Here is a 21,201-nt window from a genome sequence, read left to right as displayed (position 1 = left end):
AATAAATACCAGACAGGCAATCATAATTCGAAGAAATCCATTGAGCATTTTTACTCCTATAGTTAGCTCTTGTTCCATAAGTGTTAGATTTTCTTAAATTTATGAAATTAATAAACACGAAGCCAAGATATTGCGAATTATTTGACTTAAACGCTTTGTGTTGAGTATATTAATGGGTTGAACTGTCAAAAAAAGAAGATGAATTGCAATTTCCAAGTGGATAGAATTAAAATTTTGACATAACCCGGGCTTGCTAATCATGAGATAGGCAAACGGTCAGCATTTGAGGAATCTTTTTTTAAATAGAATATAGAACTAAGAAAGTGATTAAATAAGGTCACGAATGTGATGCATTATTTCTGAGCTTGCACCTCTATTTTTAGAAATATAAGCTGCATTGATATCGCCGGTTATTTTTCTAAATTCAGGGCTGTCCAGTAATTTTTTCAAAAGTTCGCCAAATGTCCATTGATCCTTTATGGGGTAGATGCCTCTTTGCTCCACTAAATCTTCGGCCTCTTTAAAACCATCAAAATTTGGCCCGATAATAACAGGTATTCCAAATACTGCAGGTTCTAATGTATTGTGTAATCCGGTAGAAAATCCGCCTCCAACGTAAGCAATATCGGCATAACTGTAGATTTTGGTCAATAGTCCTATGTTGTCTATAATCAGCACATCATAATCACGTAGATTATTACTGTCAATCTTTGAATACAGTGTTGTTTTTTTTGTAAATGCTCCTGCAAGACCTAATATTTTATCCTTCTTAATAGTGTGTGGCGCCAATACATACTTCAGGTTTTTTGGAGCGTTGTTTATGTAGTCAATTAAGATAGCTTCATCTTCGGGCCAAGTGCTTCCGGCAACGAAACAAAGTTTATCGTTTTTAAAGACCTCAATGAAATCAAGGGAGTTATCTCGGTCCAGAATTTCGGAAACACGGTCCAAGCGGGTGTCTCCGCTTATTTCCACATTTTTTATTCCAATGGATTCCAATAGTGTTTTTGAGTTCTGATCCTGAACAAAATAATTAGAGAATTTACGGAGGGTACTTCTCATAAATCCACCGTAGGCTTTAAAATAAATCTGATTTTTCTTAAACAAAGCAGAAATCAGTACAGCGGGAACTTTATGCTCTTCAAGCACTTTCATGTAATTGGGCCAAATCTCATATTTAACAAAAATGGCAATGTCCGGATGGACGGTTTTTATAAAATGAGCTGCATTTTTTTTGGTGTCCATGGGTAGATAGGCTACCACATCCGCTACGGGCGTATTTTTTCGGACTTCATATCCGGACGGGGAGAAAAACGTAAGAACAATTTTATGGGTAGGGTATTCCTTTTTGAGCTTCTCAATTATGGGGAGTCCTTGTTCAAACTCACCTAGAGATGCAGCATGCACCCAAAGTGTTTTGTCTTCTTTGGAAATAGCGTTGTCCAGCAAGTAAAAGGAATGCTTACGGCCATTTACGAACAACTTTAATTTAGAATTGAAAAGAGCCAGAATTTTCAGGAAGAACCAAGAAATCTGAACAATCACATTATAGATGCTATGCACTGATTCATATTTTGCGCTAAATTACGCTTCTTTACATAAAATAGTACTGCATGGTTTCGTATTTTTGTTGCGATTTATATAATTCATGACAATGAAAAAAATTCAAATGGTCGACTTAGGCGGCCAGTACGAAGGAATAAAGGAACAAGTCAATTCAGCTATAGCTACTATTATGGAAACTTCGGCATTCATAAACGGACCAGAAGTACGGTCGTTTCAAGCCGAGTTGGAAGAGTATTTAGGAGTAAAACATGTAATACCCTGTGCCAACGGTACAGATGCCCTGCAAATAGCAATGATGGGCTTAGGTCTACAACCTGGTGATGAGGTTATTACGGCAGATTTTACTTTTGCAGCTACGGTCGAGGTTATTGCGCTTTTACAATTAATCCCTGTTTTGGTAGATGTTGAGCCAGATTCATTTAATATAGATATTGCTGCTGTAGAAAAAGCGATCACGCCTAAAACTAAAGCAATCGTTCCTGTTCATTTGTTTGGTCAATGCGCCAACATGGACGCTATTATGGAGCTTGCTGAAAAACATAATCTTTTCGTAATAGAGGATAATGCACAAGCTATTGGAGCAGATTATACTTTTGATGATGGAAGGAAACAAAAAGCGGGCACCATTGGTCATGTTGGTGCTACGTCTTTTTTTCCGTCTAAGAATTTAGGAGCATACGGGGATGGAGGTGCAATTTTTACTAACGATGATGAATTGGCACACACGTTAAGAGGTATTGTTAATCACGGTATGTATGAAAGATACCATCACGATGTGGTAGGTGTAAATTCTAGATTGGACTCTATTCAGGCAGCGGTACTCAGGGCAAAATTGCCAAAATTAGATGGTTATTGCGATAGCAGGAGAGCTGCCGCCCGAAGTTATAATGAAGCATTTAAAGGGCAGCCACATATTATTACTCCAAAGACGATAAAGTGTGATATAGCAACTAATGATGATAGTAATTGCCATGTGTTTCATCAATATACTTTACGGATTACCAACGGAAAAAGAGACGCTTTGGTAAAGCATTTGGCGGATAATGACATTCCGTGTGGGGTATATTACCCCATTCCGTTGCACAAGCAGAAAGCATATGTGGATGAGCGGTATAATGAAACCGACTTTCCAGTAACGAACCAACTGATTAAAGAAGTGATTTCATTGCCAATGCATACAGAATTGGATAGTGAGCAAATAGATTTTATAACAAAAACGGTTTTGGAATTTGTGAACGGTTAATTTATCATTGCTCTCGTAAAGTATAAGATTGAATTATAAATAATATTGAATTCACTTTTGATAGAGTGTTTTTTGAAAAAAATAGAATATGAAAATATTAGTGACCGGCGGACTAGGATTTATTGGCTCACATACAGTTGTAGAACTTCAAAACGAAGGTTTTGAGGTGGTAATAATTGATGACTGCTCCAATTCCTCTGAGAAAGTGCTGGAAGGTATTTCTTCAATAACGGGTAAAATGCCTCTTTTTGAAAAAATAGATTTAAAAGAAAAAGCTAAGGTTGAAGATTTTTTCAAAAGACACCATGACGTAGAGGGGGTTATACATTTTGCAGCTTCAAAAGCGGTTGGCGAAAGTGTAGAAAAGCCACTTTTATATTATGAAAACAACTTGGGTACACTGGTTTACCTTTTAAAAGAATTGTCTAAAAAGGATAATTCCAATTTTATTTTCAGTTCGTCCTGTACAGTATATGGGCAGGCAGATGAAATGCCTATTAGTGAAAAGGCTCCTGTAAAGCCTGCAGAATCCCCTTATGGAAATACCAAGCAAATAGGAGAGGAAATCATTAGGGATACATGTGCTATAAACTCTAGTTTAAATGCCATTGCGCTGCGTTATTTTAATCCCATGGGGGCACATCCTAGTGGAAATATAGGTGAGTTGCCAATTGGTGTGCCGCAGAATCTAGTGCCCTTCATTACACAAACTGGTGCGGGGTTAAGAGAGCAATTATCGGTTTTTGGGGATGATTATCCTACTGAAGACGGAACGTGTATTCGGGACTATATTTATGTGGTAGATTTAGCTAAAGCTCACGTTCAGGCATTACAGCGTTTATTGGGCGGAAAAAATGAGGATAATTATGAAGTTTTTAACCTAGGAACAGGGAAAGGAAGCTCGGTACTTGAAGTAATTCACAGTTTTGAAAAAGTTTCAGGTAAGAAACTTAATTATAAAATAGTAGATAGAAGAGCTGGGGATATTGTTTCTGCTTACGCGGATACTACAAAGGCGAATGAAGTTTTAGGGTGGAAGTCTCAATACACTTTAGATGAAGCCATGAAGTCCGCTTGGGAATGGGAGCAAAAAATTAGGGCATAACTTAATAAGGGCTTCGTCCGGTTGAAAAAATGCTGTTAATTTCTTTGTAAGTAAAACCAACTTGGGATTGGAAACGTAGATAATTTATGGTTTTGAATTTTTCAGATAGTACGGAGTTACTTGCCAATGCGGAGAAAAAAGAGCTTTATCAGAAGCTGGTCGCTCAGATTATAAAAGACTTTGGTCTTGCTAATATTTATATAGATTTGGATGTAGATGTTCTCCCTGAAGGACTCATAAGTGTTTTGAGGGAGAAAATCTACCGCCTTATAATGGAGCGCTTTGCGGAATACTTGAATTTGCTCTATATTGTAGATGTGCCGGAAAGAGCGTTCAAGGAAATTAAGGTAACGGATGTGGTAGAAGTAGCTGATCAGGTTACTTTTTTGGTTTTGAAAAGAGAGTTGCAAAAAGTCTGGTTAAAAGAAAAATATTCCTAAAAATATACCCGTACAAAAGGCATCCAGGCATTTGCATAAATACTTTTCTCGTCATCGTAAAGCACATCATAGCGAAGACCGACCGTAAAATTCCGGTCTGTATATCCCAAACCTAGAAATAGGGCGGGAGACCAGTAGTTTTCCTCCAGCGTAGAAAAATCGTTAAAAGAGAATGTTTGGTTGATGCGTAGTTGTTCCAGTTCCGCAGAAATCTGTAAGAAAGGAATAGGATTGTAAAGCGAAAGAATGCTTCCGCCATAGGCGTAGCGCTTATTATTATCATATTTGGCATAGTTGAATGTAAGGCTGACACCACTTGCAAATTGTTCGTTAAATTGATAGATGGCACTGGGAGCTACGGATGCATTGAAACCTCCATTTGTCAGTCCAAAACCTAATCCGCCACCAAATCGTACATTATTCCAGAAATCTGAAGATTTAGAAGTGTTTTGTGCGTAACAACTTATGCTGATAAGTATAAGAAATAACCCGAAAAAAAGTTTTTTTGAGATCAAAGAAAGTTTTTTAATCATTATCTTTATTTTTTCAATATTGCATACTAAGATACGCCCCGGAAATGGGAAATGTTGTATTTTTGTACCCATTTATTTGCATGACAGAGAATCTTCTATGGACAAATATTCCTTTCTAAATACCGCTCATACCTCTTTTTTTGCGGAACTATACGACAAGTATATTACTAACCCCGATAGTGTTGAGCCTAGTTGGCGAGCATTTTTTCAAGGATTTGATTTCGGAACGGAATCCGCTTTGGACGAGCTGGATTTAGAGACTTTGGTCTCAGCCAACGGAACTCAGAATAATGCTGTTGCGGAAATGCCGGAATCTCTTCAGAAAGAGTTTCAGGTCATTCGTTTGATCGATGGTTACCGTAGTAGAGGACATTTATTTACGGAAACCAACCCTGTTAGAGAGCGTAGACAATATGAGCCAACGCTTGATATCGAAAATTTTGGCCTATCACAAAGTGATATGGAAACCGTGTTCAGTGCGGGTGATGTTATTGGTATTGGTGCGAGTACTTTAAAAGAAATTATTGATCACTTACGTCGCATTTACTGTGATGCCATTGGTGTTGAGTATATGTATATTCGTAAGCCAGAGCGTATTGAGTGGATTCAAAATTGGTTGAATGTTAATGACAATCACCCAAAATTCGACAACGAACATAAAAAACGTATTCTTAGAAAACTGAATCAAGCGGTTTCTTTTGAAGGCTTTTTGCATACCAAATATGTTGGACAAAAACGATTTTCATTAGAAGGGGGCGAATCATTGATTCCTGCTTTAGATGCCGTTGTTGAACGTGCTGCAGAACTTGGTGTGGAGCAGTTTGTAATGGGTATGGCGCATAGAGGTAGACTTAACGTGCTTACCAATATATTTGGCAAAGCCGCTAAAGATATTTTCAGTGAATTTGATGGTAAAGATTACGAGCAAGAGATTTTTGATGGTGATGTAAAATACCATTTAGGTTGGACGTCTGATCGTAAAACGGACAATGGTAAAAAAATAAAAATGAACATCGCTCCAAATCCTTCTCACTTAGAGACAGTTGGTGCAGTCGTAGAGGGCATTGCCCGTGCAAAGCAAGATGCTCATTTTCCAGACGAGTTTTCAAAAGTACTTCCTATTGTTGTGCATGGTGATGCGGCAATAGCTGGTCAAGGATTAGTGTACGAGGTAGTACAAATGGCAAATCTTGATGGATACAAAACTAATGGTACTATACATATAGTAGTGAATAACCAAATTGGGTTTACTACCAATTATTTAGATGCGCGTTCATCTACGTACTGTACAGATGTAGGTAAGGTAACTTTAAGTCCGGTTCTACATGTAAATGCGGATGATGTTGAAGCTGTAGTGCATGCATCTCTATTTGCTTTGGAGTATCGTATGCGTTTTAATAGGGATGTATTTATTGATTTATTAGGATATAGAAAATATGGTCATAACGAAGGTGATGAACCTCGTTTTACACAACCAAAATTGTACAAGGCTATAGCTAAGCACCAAAATCCGCGGGATATTTATGCGGAGAAATTATTGGCGGAAGGTATCATAGAATCTGACTTTGTTAAAAAGTTGGAAGAAGAGTATAAGGCTTCCTTAGAGGAGGAGCTTGTAGATTCCCGTAAAGAGGATAAAACCGAAATCACTCCGTTTATGGCGGATGAATGGAAGGGCTTTGTCAATGTTCGTGAGTGGGAAATGATGGAGAATGTAGATACTTCTTTTGATAAAGATGAGCTTACTAAAATAGCGAAAGTTATAACCGAGCTTCCAAAGGATAAAAAATTCTTGCGAAAGGTTGATAAACTGATAAGAGATCGTAAGAAAATGTTCTTCGAATCTGATAGGTTAGACTGGGCTATGGGTGAATTATTGGCCTATGGTACTTTGTTGCAAGAGGGGTATGCCGTGCGTATGTCGGGTCAAGATGTGGAACGTGGTACGTTTTCGCATAGACATGCCGTAATGAAGGTGGAAGAGAGTGAAGAAGAGGTAATACTACTTAATCATATAAGTGATGAGCAGGCTAAATTTCAAATTTATAATTCGTTGCTTTCGGAATATGGGGTAGTTGGTTTTGATTATGGTTATGCCATGGCAAGCCCAAATACCTTAACAATTTGGGAAGCTCAGTTCGGAGATTTTAGCAACGGTGCTCAAATCATGATCGATCAATATATTTCGGCTGCAGAGGATAAATGGAAACTTCAGAACGGTTTGGTAATGTTGCTTCCACATGGTTATGAAGGTCAGGGAGCAGAACATTCTTCCGCACGCATGGAAAGATACTTGCAACTTTGCGCAAGAGACAATATGTATATTGCAGATGTTACCACACCTGCGCAAATGTATCATATCCTAAGAAGGCAGATGAAGGTGAACTTCAGAAAGCCAATGATTATTTTTACGCCTAAAAGTTTGTTAAGGCATCCTAAAGCAGTGTCTACCGTAGATGAATTGGCTTCGGGAAGTTTTCAAGAGGTTATAGATGATGAGTCTACTACTGTTAGTAAAGTAAAGTCGGTAGTGTTCTGTACCGGCAAGTTTTATTATGATTTACTAGCGGTTAAAGAAGAGCAGAATAGAGAAGATGTAGCTTTGGTTCGTGTGGAGCAATTGTTTCCGTTGCCAGCGGAAAAGATGAAGGCCGTTATTGCCAAGTATAAAAAGGCCGATGATTTGGTCTGGGCTCAAGAAGAGCCTAGAAACATGGGTGCTTGGAGTCATATGATGATGCATTTTAGTGATTCGGACAAGTTTAGGGTGGCTTCAAGAAGATTTTATGCTTCTCCTGCTGCCGGTAGTGCCGTTCGTTCAAAAATGAGGCATCAGCAAGTAATCGATTATGTATTCGATAAGACTAAGAATAATATGTCAAAACCATTACCTAAACCTAGTGAAGATTAGGGGTTGGTTGTTCAAATAGTAAAGATAACACAGCAAATAAGTATAGCATGATATTAGAAATGAAAGTCCCATCTCCGGGCGAATCTATCACCGAAGTAGAAATTGCGGAATGGTTGGTAGAAGATGGCGATTACGTTGAAAAAGACCAGGCCATTGCCGAGGTTGATTCGGATAAAGCTACTTTGGAACTTCCTGCTGAAGAAAGCGGAATTATTACCTTAAAAGCTGAAGTAGGGGATGCTGTTGCCGTTGGTGAGGTAGTTTGTTTAATAGATACGGACGGTGCTAAACCTGAAGGTGATTCTGCTGAGAAAGATTCAGCGGAAGAGAAGAAAAGTGAGCCTAAAAAAGAAGAGGCTAAGGCGCCTCAACCTGCTCCAGCAAAAGAAACTTACGCTTCTGGTGTAGCTTCTCCTGCAGCAAAGAAAATATTAAGTGAAAAGGGTATTGATGCTGCGGCCGTAAAAGGAAGTGGCAAAGATGGCCGTATCACTAAAGAAGACGCTGTAAATGCGGTTCCTTCAATGGGTACTCCTACAGGTGGAAGTAGAGGTGAAACACGCTCCAAACTTTCAATGTTGCGTAGAAAAGTGGCGGAACGTTTGGTGTCGGCTAAGAACGAGACTGCTATGCTTACAACTTTTAACGAAGTTGATATGTCGGCTATTTTCGAACTTAGAAAACAATATAAAGATGATTTTAAATCGAAGCACGGAGTTGGTTTAGGATTTATGTCCTTCTTTACCAAAGCTGTAGTTCGTGCACTGGAAATGTATCCTGCCGTCAACTCTATGATAGATGGTAAGGAAATGATTTCTTATGATTTCTGCGATATTAGTATAGCTGTTTCCGGACCAAAAGGGTTAATGGTTCCTGTTATTAGAAATGCAGAAAACCTGACGTTTAGAGGGGTTGAAGCGGAAGTGAAAAGATTGGCTATTAGGGCTCGTGAAGGTGAGATTACCGTTGACGAAATGACTGGAGGTACATTCACTATTACCAATGGCGGTGTTTTTGGCTCTATGTTGTCAACACCAATTATTAATCCACCGCAAAGTGCAATTTTAGGTATGCACAATATAGTAGAAAGACCTATCGCTAGAGATGGGGCCATAGCAATTGCACCTATTATGTATGTAGCGGTATCCTATGATCACCGTATTATTGATGGTAAAGAATCTGTTGGATTTTTGGTGGCAATAAAAGAAGCATTGGAAAATCCTGAAGAATTATTGATGGATGGTAATGTAAAGAAAGCTTTGGAAATGTAGTAAGGCTGCTCCTTTAATATATAAAGCCCTAAAGATTATAATCTTTGGGGCTTTTTTTATAATGTATAATTAGAATCTTCTGCTATAGTTATTTGCTTAAATAGACATAAGATTTATCATAATCTATTACAGCCTTTGCTTTTTTAAGAACATCGGCGCCAATAATACCATCAACTGGTAACGCGTTGTGGGCAGTCAGGGCCTGATTGACATGGATCAGGTCAAAAAGAACAATTTTTAGGTTTTTCTTTTTCCAGTTCCCTATTTCAATTTTGTTTTTTGTTGATATCAAGGTTTCCATATCCGTTGCTCCGGCACCTGCCGCTTTTACTTCAGATGCTTCGGAAGCTAAACCAAATTGGGCTATTTTATCGATTCCAATACAGGTATTGGAAGCTCCGGTATCTAAAATAAATCTTCCTTTTATACCGTTGATTTTCGCCAATATTTCAAAGTGGTCCGTTTGTGTGAGTTTTAAAGGTATTTGGGTGTATTTTTTTTTCCGAAGAAATCTTTTCAGAGAGGACATGTATTCTTTTTGTCAAAGATAAGGCTATTTTTGCAGCATGATACTAACAGATACGCATACTCATTTGTATAGTGAGGCATTTGATGAGGATAGGGAAGAAGCTATTAAAAGGGCAATTGCTCTTGGTATTGAGCGCTTTTTTATCCCTGCAATAGATTCAACGTATACCCAGTCTATGTTTGATCTTGAAAAGTCTTATCCTGATAATATTTTTTTGATGATGGGCTTGCACCCTACACATGTGAAAGAAAATTTCAAGGAAGAATTAAAACACGTTGAAGAAATGCTTGAGCAGCGAAAATTTTTTGCTTTGGGCGAAATAGGAATCGATTTATTTTGGGATAAAACTTTTCTAAAACAACAACAGGAGGCGTTTCGTGCACAAATACAATTAGCTAAGAAATTTAAATTGCCCATAGTCATCCATTGCCGCGATGCCTTTGATGAGGTTTTTGAGGTGTTGGAAAGTGAAAAAGGAGCGGATTTATTCGGTATTTTTCATTGTTTTACAGGCACTCTTGAGCAAGCTAAAAAAGCTATTTCGTACAATATGAAGCTTGGTATTGGAGGTGTTGTGACATTTAAAAATGGAAAAATAGATAAATTTTTAGACCAAATTCCATTAGAAAATGTAGTTCTAGAAACGGATTCACCTTATTTGGCACCCGTACCGTATAGGGGCAAAAGAAATGAAAGTGCCTATATAATGAATGTGCTTGAGAAGTTGGCGGACGTTTATGAAGTTTCGACGGAATCGGTAGCGGACATTACTACCAAAAATTCAAAACAAGTATTTGGGGTGTAAATGATACTGTTCTCAATATAACATTTAAAAATTCTAGGTTTGAAAAATAAAAGTAACATTCTTTTAATATATACAGGTGGTACCATAGGTATGGTAAAAGACTATGATTCTGGCGCGCTAAAGGCATTTAATTTTGATAAGCTGCTTAAAAATATTCCGGAACTGAAGCAGTTGGATTGTGAAATTAACTCTATTTCATTTGATGAGCCAATAGATTCGTCCAATATGAATCCTGAGCATTGGGTTCAGATCGCCACAATTATAGAAGAGAATTATGAGTCGCATGACGGTTTTGTTGTCCTTCATGGCAGTGATACCATGAGTTATACGGCATCCGCTTTGAGTTTTATGCTAGAGAATCTAGCTAAACCAGTAATTTTTACCGGTTCTCAATTGCCCATTGGAGATTTACGGACGGACGCTAAGGAAAATTTGATTACTTCTATTCAAATTGCTGCGTTACAGAGAAATAATAGACCGGTTGTTCAGGAGGTAGGCTTGTATTTTGAATATAAATTGTATCGCGCCAACCGCACCACAAAAATAAATGCGGAACACTTTCAGGCATTTGCTTCATTGAATTATCCGGAATTAATAGAGTCTGGAGTGTTCTTAAATGTGAATGAAGAATCTTTGTTGCCTTATGTGAAACGCAAGAAGTTCAAGGTGCATAAATATATGGATACTAATGTGGCTATATTGAAATTGTTCCCGGGTATTGGTCCTGCGGTTTTGGAAGGAGTAGTCAATATACCAGGTCTAAGAGGTGTAATTTTGGAAACTTATGGCGCTGGAAACGCTCCAAATGAGCCTTGGGTGATCGATATTCTAAAAAAGGCAAAAGAAAATAACATTCACATTATTAATGTTACACAATGTTCGGGTGGCAGTGTTTCAATGGGGCGTTATGAAACCAGTAAACAGTTGGAGGAATTGCAAGTTATTAATGGTAAAGACATTACGACCGAAGCTGCAATTGCCAAGTTAATGTACCTTTTGGGTAATAATGTTTCGTATAAATTGTTCAAAAGCATATTTGAGACTTCGTTGCGAGGGGAGGTACAAGAAAATTAGCAGTTTTAATTTCATCAACTAATATTTTTTTTGTTATTTGGGCACCCCTTAAAAAGGGTGATCTTGTCTGGTCTGATTTTGTTGAAAAAGGCGTAGTGTAAGATGAATTTAGAGAGGTGGCCGAGTGGTCGAAGGCGCACGCCTGGAAAGTGTGTATACACCAAAAGTGTATCGAGGGTTCGAATCCCTTCCTCTCTGCAGAACAAAAAGATTTTTCAGTATATATTAGTTTAGACTGGAAATATTTGTAAGTTTAGTTTCTATATGCTAAATGGAAGTCTGAGCTTGATAATATCAGGCAACGACACTGGCTGAAAGGCCGGTTTATAGGTCTTGCTTTATATTTGGCGGCCACTTCCCTGATGCAACGAAGTTTTACTTTTTTTATTGTGATTTTTTTATATCTTTAACCCTATTAAATAACTAATTTAAGTTTGAACAAATGAAAAAATTATCCTCTATCCTAGCCGTGGGCGGGTTGTTTGTAATGAGTACAAATACTGTGAATGCAATGGCTAATACAGCAATGATGCTGCAAGATGCCCCGGCCGAAGCTGAAAAAGGTTTTACCCAGGTTTTGAAAGAAATGTTTATACAAGGTGGTGCCGGCTTTATGGGTATTGTTCTTTTATGTTTGATTCTTGGTCTAGCCGTAGCTATCGAAAGAATTATTTACTTGAACATGGCAACAACTAACACTGCTAAACTTAGACAACAAGTAGAGGATGCATTGGCTTCCGGTGGTGTTGAAGCTGCAAAAGAAGTTTGTAGAAATACAAAAGGTCCTGTTGCTTCTATCTACTATCAAGGTTTAGATAGAGCTGGTGAGAGTGTTGAGTCTGCTGAGAAAGCTGTTGTGGCTTACGGTGGTGTTCAAATGGGACAGTTAGAGAAAAACGTTTCTTGGTTGTCTTTGTTTATCGCTATTGCACCAATGCTTGGTTTCATGGGTACGGTAATCGGTATGATTCAGGCCTTCCAGAAAATTAGTGCTGTTGGTAACTTGAGTGCATCTCTTATTGCAGGTGATATTCAGGTGGCGTTATTAACAACGGTATTCGGTCTTATTACTGCTATTATCCTTCAAATTTTCTATAACTATATCATTGCAAAAATTGATAGCATCGTTAATGATATGGAGGATTCATCTATCGTTTTGATAGATATGTTGGTGGATCACAAAAAATAAGTCGCACACGTAATACCTAAAATTATGCATAAAATTGTAAAGATTATATTGGTCGTTGTGGGCTTGATAGGCGCTGCCTTGTGGTTCATGCTTCCAGAGTCTGAAATGCCGGCTGCCGAGGCGGTCAATAACGGAGCTCTTAATGCAATGTTTGCTATTACATGGTTGCTGTTAGGCATCGCGGTAGTGTTCAGTCTTGTATTTGCTCTTAAAAACCTTTTTTCAAATCCTGCTAATTTAAAGAAGACGCTTTTTGTAGTTGTTGGTTTTCTTTTAGTTGTTGGTATTGGCTTTGTAATGGCTAGTGGAACCGATGTTAGTATCGAGCAAATGTCCGAAAGAGGTATATCTACCGATGAAGCTGAAATTAAGCAAATCGGAGCTGGTATAAATGTATTTTTCATATTGACTCTTATAGCTGTTGGAGCTATGCTTTGGGGCGGTGTTAGAAAAATGATTAAATAAATAAAGAACTAAATTATGTCTAGAAGAGGAGGACCAGCAGAGGTAAACGCCGGATCAATGGCAGACATAGCATTCTTGCTACTTATATTTTTCTTGGTTACCACGACCATTGAAACTGATGCAGGTTTGGATCGTATGTTGCCGCCTATTGAGCCGCCTACGGAAGAGCCACCAGTAATTAAGGAGAAGAATATCTTTACTGTTAACATTAACCGTAATGGTCAGTTGTTAGTGGAAGATGAGCTTACTGATATCAAAAGTCTAAGAGAAAAAGCAATGGCTTTCTTGGATAATGGCGGAGCTCCATCGGGTTCTCCTGAATATTGTAGCTATTGTAAAGGTAAAAGGCTAGCAGAGTCATCTGATAACCCTGCAAAAGCTATTATATCTTTAAAAAACGATCGTGAGACAAAGTACAGTACGTACATAACAGTTCAGAATGAATTGGTAGGTGCTTACAACGAACTTAGGAATCGTGAGGCACAACGTCTTTATAAAAGAGACTTTACCGATATGGAAGCAGAATATCTTAATCCTGAGACCGACGCTAGTAGAAAAGAGGATCTCAAAGAAAAGGTTAAGCGGATTCAAGAGTTGTTTCCACAGAAGTTGTCAGAAGCAGAGACGGGTTCAAGTAATTAATAAGAGCTAAAACAATATAATAATATGTCAAAGTTTGCAAAGAAAAAGGATGCCGGTTTACCAGCTGTGAACACTGCATCGTTACCTGATATTGTATTTATGCTTTTATTCTTCTTTATGACCGTAACGGTTATGAAAGATAATACTTTGAAAGTAGAGAATACTTTGCCTAACGCTAGTGAAACCAAGAAATTGGAAAAGAAGGATAGGGTTATATACATATATGTTGGTGAACCAACTTCTCAGTATAAAGCTCAGTTTGGTGATGAAGCAAGAATTCAATTGAACGATAAGTTTTCTTCTCCTTCGGATGTAGGTGACTATATTTTGCAGGAAAGAGCTAAGAAGCCACAAGAACTTCAAAATGTTTTGACTACGGCTTTAAAAGTTGATAAGAATGCTAACATGGGTTTAATATCTGATATTAAACAACAGTTAAGAGAGGTAAACGCATTGAAAGTTAATTATACGACTTACGATGGAGATGCCTTCAATAACTTGCAGTAGTATTTCAAACTTATAAATACAAGCGCCTCGGATTTTTTATCCGAGGCGTTTTTTATTTGCTTAATTTTGACCTTATGATGCGTTATTTATATGGGTTTTTTCTTTTGTGTTGTACCAGTGTAGCTGCTCAGGTCACTGTTGATTCAACCGTTATTGATTCAAGATACCTTGAGGATCAGTTTTATATTGGTATTACCTATAATTTTCTTTTGAATCAGCCGGAGGGTGTCAGCCAGCGAAACCTGTCCTATGGGTTACAGGCGGGTTTTATACGGGATATTCCCTTAAATCAGAGTAGAACCACTGCAATAGGTCTAGGTCTAGGTTATGGGGTATATTCATATTACTCAAACCTTATGGCGATGGAGGCCTCAGAAGGTGTTTCCTATAGTATTCTAGAAAGTGATAGTGATTTTGAGCGTAATAAGATAGAGACCCATATGTTAGAGGTACCTTTAGAGGTGCGTTGGAGGAATTCTAGTGTTTCTGAATACAAGTTTTGGCGTATTTATGCAGGTATGAAATTTGGTTACGTGTTTGGGGGAAGGTCTAAATTAGTTCCTACGGATACGGGAAAGGTGTCTTTTTATAATGATGATATCCGTGATTTTCAATACGGTTTAACATTGAACTTTGGATATAATACTTTTAACCTTCATGCATACTATTCTTTGGCAAGTGTTTTTAATGATGGTGTTAGTGTAGAAGGAGAGAGTTTAAACTCCAAACCCCTCAGAATTGGATTGATTTTCTATATTCTTTAAAACCAATATTTTGGAGCTACAGCCAAAAACGGACAAGCATTAGCTGGGAAAGGAAGCCTACTAGGAACCCAAGAACTACTTCAATGCGCGTATGAGCTTTCAGGTACAATCTGGAGGTTGCTACCATACCGGTAAGCAATGTAAAGATGCTTAAACCCAATGTAATGTTAACCTCAAAGTGAATGCTAAGTGCGGTCAAAAACATAACTAGACTGCCCATGCCCATGAGATGCATGCTTATCTTCAATTTAAATAACAAGGACAACAAGGCGGTTAGGGCGGCTATGACCAGTCCAACAAAGTAAAAATGTAATTCTGTAATATTGGTGTTCGGTATGACTTTGTAAACCACAAATAAGAGTAGTATTATGTGTATGTACAATGGGTATCTCCGTTCTTTTTGGGAGGACATAAATATACTTTCCACCACACCCAAATTTTTCAGGATGAAATAGAAGATTATCGGTATGATTACGGTAAGTATGAAAATGGGTAGTACATTGGCACTCTGGATGGTTATAGTGCTGTATTTTGGAGTGATTAAGAAGTAGGCGATAGTTCCTGCTACCGGAATGAACAAAGGGTGGAAAATGTAGGATATAGCCTTTAGAAAAACCTTCATTAAATCATTTTGCGTAACCGTGCGACGGGAATATCTAGTTGTTCTCTATATTTTGCAACGGTTCTTCTGGCAATAGGATATCCTTTTTCTTTTAATATAGCCGCTAGTTTATCATCCGTAAGCGGTTTTTTCTTGGACTCCTCACCAATAACGGTCTCAAGGATTTTTTTAATTTCTTTAGTGGAAACATCTTCTCCTTGATCGTTTTTCATTGATTCGGAGAAAAACTCTTTAATTAACTTGGTTCCGTATGGAGTGTCTACGTATTTGCTATTTGCAACTCGTGATACTGTAGAAACATCCATTTCAATTTCATCGGCAATATCTTTCAGTATCATGGGGCGAAGATTGCGTTCGTCTCCTGTAAGAAAGTATTCGGACTGATAGTGCATGATAGAGTTCATGGTTATGAACAACGTCTGTTGTCGCTGTCTAATAGCATCAATGAACCACTTTGCGGCATCTAGCTTCTGCTTTATAAAAAGCACGGTATCTTTTTGTGACTTTGATTTTTTCTTAGCGTCTTTATAGCCCTTCAACATATTGCTGTATTCTTTGGATACATGCAATTCTGGGGCATTTCGGCCATTTAGGGTGAGCTCTAGTTCTCCATCAACAATTCTTATGGAAAAATCAGGCACTACGTGTTCTACCATACGGTTGTTTCCTGAGTAGGAACCGCCTGGTTTGGGATTAAGTTTTTCAATTTCAGAAATAGCATCCCTAAGTTGTTCTTCGGTAATATTATATTTCTGAATTAGTTTTTTGTAATGCTTTTTGGTAAACTGCTCAAATGACTTTTCAAGAATGGTAATGGCCAGTTCAATACTGGGAGTAACCTCTTTTCTTTTTAATTGAATAATTAGGCTCTCTTCTAACGAACGTGCAGCAACACCGGGTGGGTCTAATTTCTGAACTAGTTTTAAAACCTTTTCAATAGTTTCCTCGTCGGTATAGATATTTTGAGTAAATGCTAAGTCGTCGGTAATGTCGGCAATAGGTCTTCTTATATAGCCACTTTCATCAACGCTGCCTACAAGGAACTCGGCAATACTCCATTCTTGATCGTTTAAATAGACCGTATTAAGTTGATTTAATAAGTATTGATTGAATGAAGTTCCGGCAGCATAAGGAACATTTTTTTCCTCATCATCCGCACTATAATTATTGGCTTTTGTGCGGTAGTCCGGTATTTCGTCATCACTTAAGTAATCATCTATATTAATGTCTTCCGCAGAAATGACTTCACTGTCTTGTTCATCATTTTCATAGGTGTCCCCAAATTCATCATCAATTGAATCTGATTCTTCCTTGCCACCTTCCAATGCAGGGTTCTCTTCTAGCTCTTGCTTAAGACGTTGTTCAAATGCCTGGGTAGGCAGCTGAATCAACTTCATAAGCTGTATCTGCTGAGGAGATAGCTTCTGCGATAATTTAAACTGTAAGTGTTGTTTTAGCATTTAGGACTAATATAGCTTGCCTTCTAAGATAACTAATTCTAACTAAAATTCTGCATTTTGGGGTGTTCTAGGAAATGGAATTACATCACGAATATTACCCATCCCGGTAGCAAAAAGTACCAAGCGCTCAAATCCAAGTCCGAAACCGCTATGCACCGCACTACCAAATTTTCTAAGATCTAGGTACCACCATAGCTCTTCTTCATCAATGCCAAGTGCGGTCATTTTTTCTTTAAGCACGTCTAAGCGCTCTTCACGCTGTGACCCGCCTACAATTTCACCAATACCAGGAAAGAGGATGTCCATAGCTCGTACGGTCTTTCCATCTTCGTTCAGGCGCATGTAAAATGCTTTTATTTTGGCGGGATAATCAAATAGGATAACAGGGCATTTAAAGTGTTTTTCCACTAAGAAGCGCTCATGCTCACTTTGTAAATCCGCTCCCCATTCATTGATGGGATATTTGAATTTTTTCTTTTTGTTAGGCTTGCTATTTCTTAAAATATCAATAGCCTCCGTATAGGTAACCCTTTTAAAGCTGTTCTCCGAAACGAATTTTAGCTTTTCTATTAAAGGCATTTCGCTTCGTTCTGCCTGGGGCTTTGTTTTCTCTTCGTCTAAAAGACGTTTTTCTAAAAACTGAAGGTCGTCTTGGCAGTTTTCAAGAACGTACTTTATAACGGTTTTGATAAAATCTTCGGCAAGATCCATGTTGTCATTAAGGTCAAAGAAAGCCATTTCCGGCTCAATCATCCAAAACTCCGCCAAATGCCGAGACGTATTGCTATTTTCTGCACGAAATGTTGGTCCAAAAGTATAGACTTTTCCCAGTGCCATGGCATAGGTTTCAGCTTCCAATTGGCCTGAAACGGTTAGGTTGGTTTCTTTTCCGAAGAAATCTTCTTTATAGTTGATGTCGCCATCTTCAGTCAATGGCGGTTTTTTACTATCTAAAGTACTTACTTTGAACATTTCTCCCGCACCTTCTGCATCCGAACCTGTAATGATAGGGGCGTGGAAATAGTTAAATCCGTTTTGCTGAAAATATTGATGTATTCCAAAAGATAATGCTGAGCGCACGCGCATTATGGCAGCAAAAGTATTAGTACGAATACGCAAGTGTGCTTTCTCCCTCAAAAACTCTAAAGAATGCTTTTTGGGTTGGATAGGGTAAGTTTCCGGGTCGGCGCCACCAAGAATAGCAAGCTCGCTAACTTGAATCTCTACCTTTTGACCTTTACCTTGACTTTCCACTAACGTACCGGTAATTTTTACCGCAGCACCAGTGTTTATCTGTTTAAGAATGTTTTCATCAAACGATTCAAAGTCTACAACACATTGAATGTTATTAATGGTAGACCCATCGTTTAGAGCTATAAAACGATTGCTTCTGAATGCTTTTACCCATCCATTTATAGTTACTTCTTGTAATAAGAGGTTTTCTGAAAGTAATTCTTTTACGCTATAAGAGTTCATCTAAGTCACTTGAAAATTGAAGGGCAAAGATAAGTTTTTGATAAAAGAATCAATGCTTATGATGGTTTAAATCAACCTCAATTTTTATTATCCTCGTCTTCACCCTGTGGAAGAATGTCAATTTGTGGTTTTTTAAGGATTTTTTTGCTTGCAATATTCCTTTCTAAGGACAACAATAGCGATGGTAAAAGAATTAGGTTGGCCAGCATAGCAAACATTAAGGTTGCTGAAACCAAAGCGCCCAAGGCTACCGTTCCTCCAAAGTTAGAAATGATAAATACAGAGAACCCAAAGAAAAGTACAATAGAGGTGTAGAACATACTTACTCCCGTTTCGCGGAGTGCAGCATAGACCGACTTTTTTATTTGCCATTTATTGGCAATTAATTCTTGGCGATATTTGGCTAAAAAGTGAATAGTATCATCTACCGAAATACCAAAGGCAATACTAAAGACCAGTATGGTTGAGGGTTTTATAGGAACACCTACAAAGCCCATAATACCTGCGGTTACCACCAAAGGAAGTAAGTTGGGAATGAGCGAAATGATAATCATTCTAAACGACCTGAAAAGATAGGCCATAAATAAGGCGATCAAGAAAATGGCAAAGGCCAGTGAGAGAATGAGATTTTTTACAAGATATTTTGTGCCCTTTAAAAATAGAAGTGCACTTCCTGTCATGTATACGTTGTAGCGATCCGGCGGGAAAAATTTATTGATATTCTCGTTTAGGCGCTCTTCAATTTGTTCCATGCGGTCCGTTTTCACGTCTTGCATAAACGTAGTAATACGGGCAGTTTGCCCTGTGCTATCTACGAAGTTTTTTAGCAAGTTGCCATTTCCATCAGAATTTTGGGCAACTTTCATGATGAAGTTGTTTTCTTGGGAAGTTGGAAGCTGATAATATTTTGGGATACCGTTATAAAATGCCTGTTTAGAATATTTAACCAGGTTTACGACTGAAATGGGCTTGGAAAGTTCGGGAATTTCGGTAATGACCTCACTAAGCTGATCTATACGTTTTAGATTGGCAGGTTTCAAAACGCCTTTTGGCTTCTTGGTATCTACTACTATTTCTACGGGCATGATGCCATCAAACTCTTTCTCAAAGAACCGAATGTCCTTAAAGAATTCGGCGTTTTTTGGCATGTCTTCTATGGGGCTTCCGGATATTTCAATTTGATAGATACCAATAATACTGGCAATCAATAAAATCAGGGACACAATGTAAACGGCAATTCTCCGCTCTCTAACAATGCGCTCCATCCAATTGACAAAAGCATCGATCCAACGTTTGTTAAGGTGTTTTAAGTGTCTTGTTTTTGGAAGGGATAAAAAACTGTAGATAATCGGAATGATCAATAATGATAGCACAAAAATACCAATGATATTTATAGAGGCTACAATACCAAATTCCTTTAGTAATTTACTGTCTGTAATAATAAAAGTGGCAAAACCTGACGCAGTGGTCATGTTGGTCATCAACGTGGCATTACCTATTTTAGATATTACCCGTTGTAATGAAAGCGCTTGGTTTCCGTGCTTCTTAACTTCTTGCTGATATTTATTGATCAGAAAGATACAGTTAGGGATACCGATAACGATAATTAACGGAGGAATTAATGCAGTGAGTACGGTTATTTCATACTGCAAAAGTCCTAGGATACCAAAGGCCCACATTACCCCAATTATCACAACACACATTGAGATAAATGTGGCTCTGAAACTCCTAAAGAAGAAAAAGAAAATTAAGGAGGTAACGCCAAGGGCAGCTAGTATGAATTTTCCAATCTCATCTATAATGTTTTGGGAGTTCATAGTCCTGATGTAAGGCATACCGGATACTCTGACATCTAATCCCGTTTCTGATTCAAAATTTTCAATGAGGTGGTTAAGGTCCTCTAGGACAAAATCTTTTCGGACACTGGTGTTGACAATATCACCATCTAGATTGGCGATGGTTCTGACCGTTCCACTTTCTTTATTAAAAAGAAGGTTGTCATAAAAGGGCAATTCGTTAAACAGATGGTTTTTTATGCTATCTATTTCTTTTTTGGTCTTTAGTTCCGAGCTTATCAGTGGTTCAAGAACAAATTTTTGATTGTCGTTGTCCTTTTTGAGTTCTTGAAGATTATCTAAAGAGAGTACAAAATCTATTTCTGGGAAAGCAGCCAGCTGTTTGCTGAATTTGTTCCACCTGTTGATGTTGGTTGTGGTGAATAGGGTGGAATCGTGAATAGCGAAAACAATAGCATTTCCTTCCTCACCAAATTGGTCTAAAAATTCCTGATATTCAAGATTAACAGGGTGATCATCGGGTAGAAGGTTTGCTTGGGTATTGCTGAAACGCATATTTTTCCACTGCATACCCAAGAAAACTGTGAATGCAACTATTAAAATAAGTATCAGAATACGGTTCCGAAGAATTATACTTGCTGTTTTCTCCCAAAAACCTTGTTTAAGTTTGGCTGCCATCGTTCGATTTTTCCGAGCGCAAAGGTAAAGAATGATTAGGTGTGTTCCTAAAATGTAATATTTAATTAACTTATTGGCATTAAATTAAAAAAGCAGCCCATAAGGCTGCTTTTAAATTTTATATA

General features: G+C 38.0%; 19 protein-coding genes and 1 tRNA gene. 13 read left to right on the top strand and 7 right to left on the bottom strand.

Annotated features, from left to right (window positions below):
• Positions 1-327 precede the first annotated feature (327 nt).
• Entirely contained in the window at positions 328-1,563 is a 1,236-nt protein-coding gene (locus tag P0077_RS05265) for a 3-deoxy-D-manno-octulosonic acid transferase (protein WP_276168088.1), read from the bottom strand.
• Between the two features lie 91 nt (positions 1,564-1,654).
• On the opposite strand from P0077_RS05265, the gene P0077_RS05260 reads away from it, so the two are divergent.
• The 3 genes from P0077_RS05260 (at position 1,655) to P0077_RS05250 (ending at position 4,354) form a co-directional block, all read left to right on the top strand.
• Positions 1,655-2,809 (top strand): DegT/DnrJ/EryC1/StrS family aminotransferase, encoded by a 1,155-nt coding sequence (locus P0077_RS05260; protein WP_276168087.1) that lies wholly within the window; start codon positions 1,655-1,657, stop codon positions 2,807-2,809.
• An 88-nt stretch (positions 2,810-2,897) separates the two neighbouring features.
• Positions 2,898-3,914 carry a UDP-glucose 4-epimerase GalE gene (gene galE, locus P0077_RS05255; protein WP_276168086.1) on the top strand — a complete coding sequence of 339 codons (1,017 nt, stop codon included), beginning with the start codon at positions 2,898-2,900 and terminating at the stop codon, positions 3,912-3,914.
• Between the two features lie 86 nt (positions 3,915-4,000).
• Complete coding sequence (locus tag P0077_RS05250) at positions 4,001-4,354, top strand: hypothetical protein (RefSeq protein WP_276168085.1); 354 nt, start codon at positions 4,001-4,003, stop codon at positions 4,352-4,354.
• Here P0077_RS05250 and P0077_RS05245 read toward each other — a convergent pair.
• Positions 4,351-4,887 carry an alpha-ketoglutarate decarboxylase gene (locus P0077_RS05245; RefSeq protein WP_276168084.1) on the bottom strand — a complete coding sequence of 179 codons (537 nt, stop codon included), beginning with the start codon at positions 4,885-4,887 and terminating at the stop codon, positions 4,351-4,353. The genes P0077_RS05250 and P0077_RS05245 overlap by 4 nt on opposite strands.
• Positions 4,888-4,984: 97 nt before the next feature.
• On the opposite strand from P0077_RS05245, the gene P0077_RS05240 reads away from it, so the two are divergent.
• Both P0077_RS05240 and odhB read left to right on the top strand, forming a co-directional pair.
• Complete coding sequence (locus tag P0077_RS05240; RefSeq protein WP_276168083.1) at positions 4,985-7,798, top strand: 2-oxoglutarate dehydrogenase E1 component; 2,814 nt, start codon at positions 4,985-4,987, stop codon at positions 7,796-7,798.
• A 47-nt stretch (positions 7,799-7,845) separates the two neighbouring features.
• Entirely contained in the window at positions 7,846-9,069 is a 1,224-nt protein-coding gene (gene odhB / locus P0077_RS05235) for a 2-oxoglutarate dehydrogenase complex dihydrolipoyllysine-residue succinyltransferase (RefSeq protein WP_276168082.1), read from the top strand.
• A gap of 88 nt (positions 9,070-9,157) precedes the next feature.
• On the opposite strand, the gene P0077_RS05230 is transcribed toward odhB, so the two are convergent.
• Positions 9,158-9,598: a retropepsin-like aspartic protease family protein gene (locus P0077_RS05230; RefSeq protein WP_276168081.1), complete on the bottom strand. Its 441-nt coding sequence runs from the start codon at positions 9,596-9,598 to the stop codon at positions 9,158-9,160.
• A gap of 37 nt (positions 9,599-9,635) precedes the next feature.
• Here P0077_RS05230 and P0077_RS05225 point away from each other — a divergent pair, with 37 nt between their 5' ends.
• From P0077_RS05225 to P0077_RS05190, 8 genes are all read left to right on the top strand, one after another.
• Positions 9,636-10,403: a TatD family hydrolase gene (locus P0077_RS05225; RefSeq protein ID WP_276168080.1), complete on the top strand. Its 768-nt coding sequence runs from the start codon at positions 9,636-9,638 to the stop codon at positions 10,401-10,403.
• A 39-nt stretch (positions 10,404-10,442) separates the two neighbouring features.
• Positions 10,443-11,477, top strand: a complete 1,035-nt coding sequence (locus P0077_RS05220; RefSeq protein WP_276168079.1) for an asparaginase — start codon at positions 10,443-10,445, stop codon at positions 11,475-11,477.
• Positions 11,478-11,587: 110 nt separating this feature from the next.
• A tRNA-Ser gene (locus tag P0077_RS05215) sits at positions 11,588-11,675 on the top strand.
• A gap of 244 nt (positions 11,676-11,919) precedes the next feature.
• A complete protein-coding gene (locus P0077_RS05210; RefSeq protein ID WP_215438550.1) occupies positions 11,920-12,666 on the top strand; it encodes a MotA/TolQ/ExbB proton channel family protein in 747 nt (248 codons plus the stop codon).
• 24 nt (positions 12,667-12,690) lie between these two features.
• Positions 12,691-13,131, top strand: a complete 441-nt coding sequence (locus P0077_RS05205) for a hypothetical protein (protein WP_276168078.1) — start codon at positions 12,691-12,693, stop codon at positions 13,129-13,131.
• A 15-nt stretch (positions 13,132-13,146) separates the two neighbouring features.
• On the top strand, positions 13,147-13,773 hold the full coding sequence (locus tag P0077_RS05200; RefSeq protein ID WP_276168077.1) for an ExbD/TolR family protein: 627 nt from the start codon (positions 13,147-13,149) through the stop codon (positions 13,771-13,773).
• A 24-nt stretch (positions 13,774-13,797) separates the two neighbouring features.
• On the top strand, positions 13,798-14,280 hold the full coding sequence (locus P0077_RS05195) for an ExbD/TolR family protein (RefSeq protein WP_276168076.1): 483 nt from the start codon (positions 13,798-13,800) through the stop codon (positions 14,278-14,280).
• Between the two features lie 74 nt (positions 14,281-14,354).
• Positions 14,355-15,044 (top strand): porin family protein, encoded by a 690-nt coding sequence (locus P0077_RS05190; RefSeq protein WP_276168075.1) that lies wholly within the window; start codon positions 14,355-14,357, stop codon positions 15,042-15,044.
• Between the two features lie 16 nt (positions 15,045-15,060).
• On the opposite strand, the gene P0077_RS05185 is transcribed toward P0077_RS05190, so the two are convergent.
• From P0077_RS05185 to P0077_RS05170, 4 genes are all read right to left on the bottom strand, one after another.
• The gene (locus P0077_RS05185) at positions 15,061-15,666 is read right to left on the bottom strand and encodes a hypothetical protein (RefSeq protein ID WP_276168074.1); all 606 of its coding nucleotides are present in this window, start codon (positions 15,664-15,666) and stop codon (positions 15,061-15,063) included.
• Positions 15,666-17,126 carry an RNA polymerase factor sigma-54 gene (gene rpoN / locus P0077_RS05180; protein WP_276168073.1) on the bottom strand — a complete coding sequence of 487 codons (1,461 nt, stop codon included), beginning with the start codon at positions 17,124-17,126 and terminating at the stop codon, positions 15,666-15,668. The genes P0077_RS05185 and rpoN overlap by 1 nt, the downstream gene beginning before the upstream one ends.
• Positions 17,127-17,168: 42 nt before the next feature.
• Complete coding sequence (asnS, locus tag P0077_RS05175; protein ID WP_276168072.1) at positions 17,169-18,602, bottom strand: asparagine--tRNA ligase; 1,434 nt, start codon at positions 18,600-18,602, stop codon at positions 17,169-17,171.
• A 77-nt stretch (positions 18,603-18,679) separates the two neighbouring features.
• On the bottom strand, positions 18,680-21,076 hold the full coding sequence (locus P0077_RS05170; RefSeq protein WP_276168071.1) for an efflux RND transporter permease subunit: 2,397 nt from the start codon (positions 21,074-21,076) through the stop codon (positions 18,680-18,682).
• Positions 21,077-21,201: the final 125 nt, after the last annotated feature.

The organism is Zobellia alginiliquefaciens (assembly GCF_029323795.1).
In the GTDB taxonomy this organism is placed as follows: domain Bacteria; phylum Bacteroidota; class Bacteroidia; order Flavobacteriales; family Flavobacteriaceae; genus Zobellia; species Zobellia alginiliquefaciens.
The sequence above is the reverse complement of the archived record's forward strand: the minus strand, read 5'-3'. Positions and strand labels throughout refer to the sequence as shown.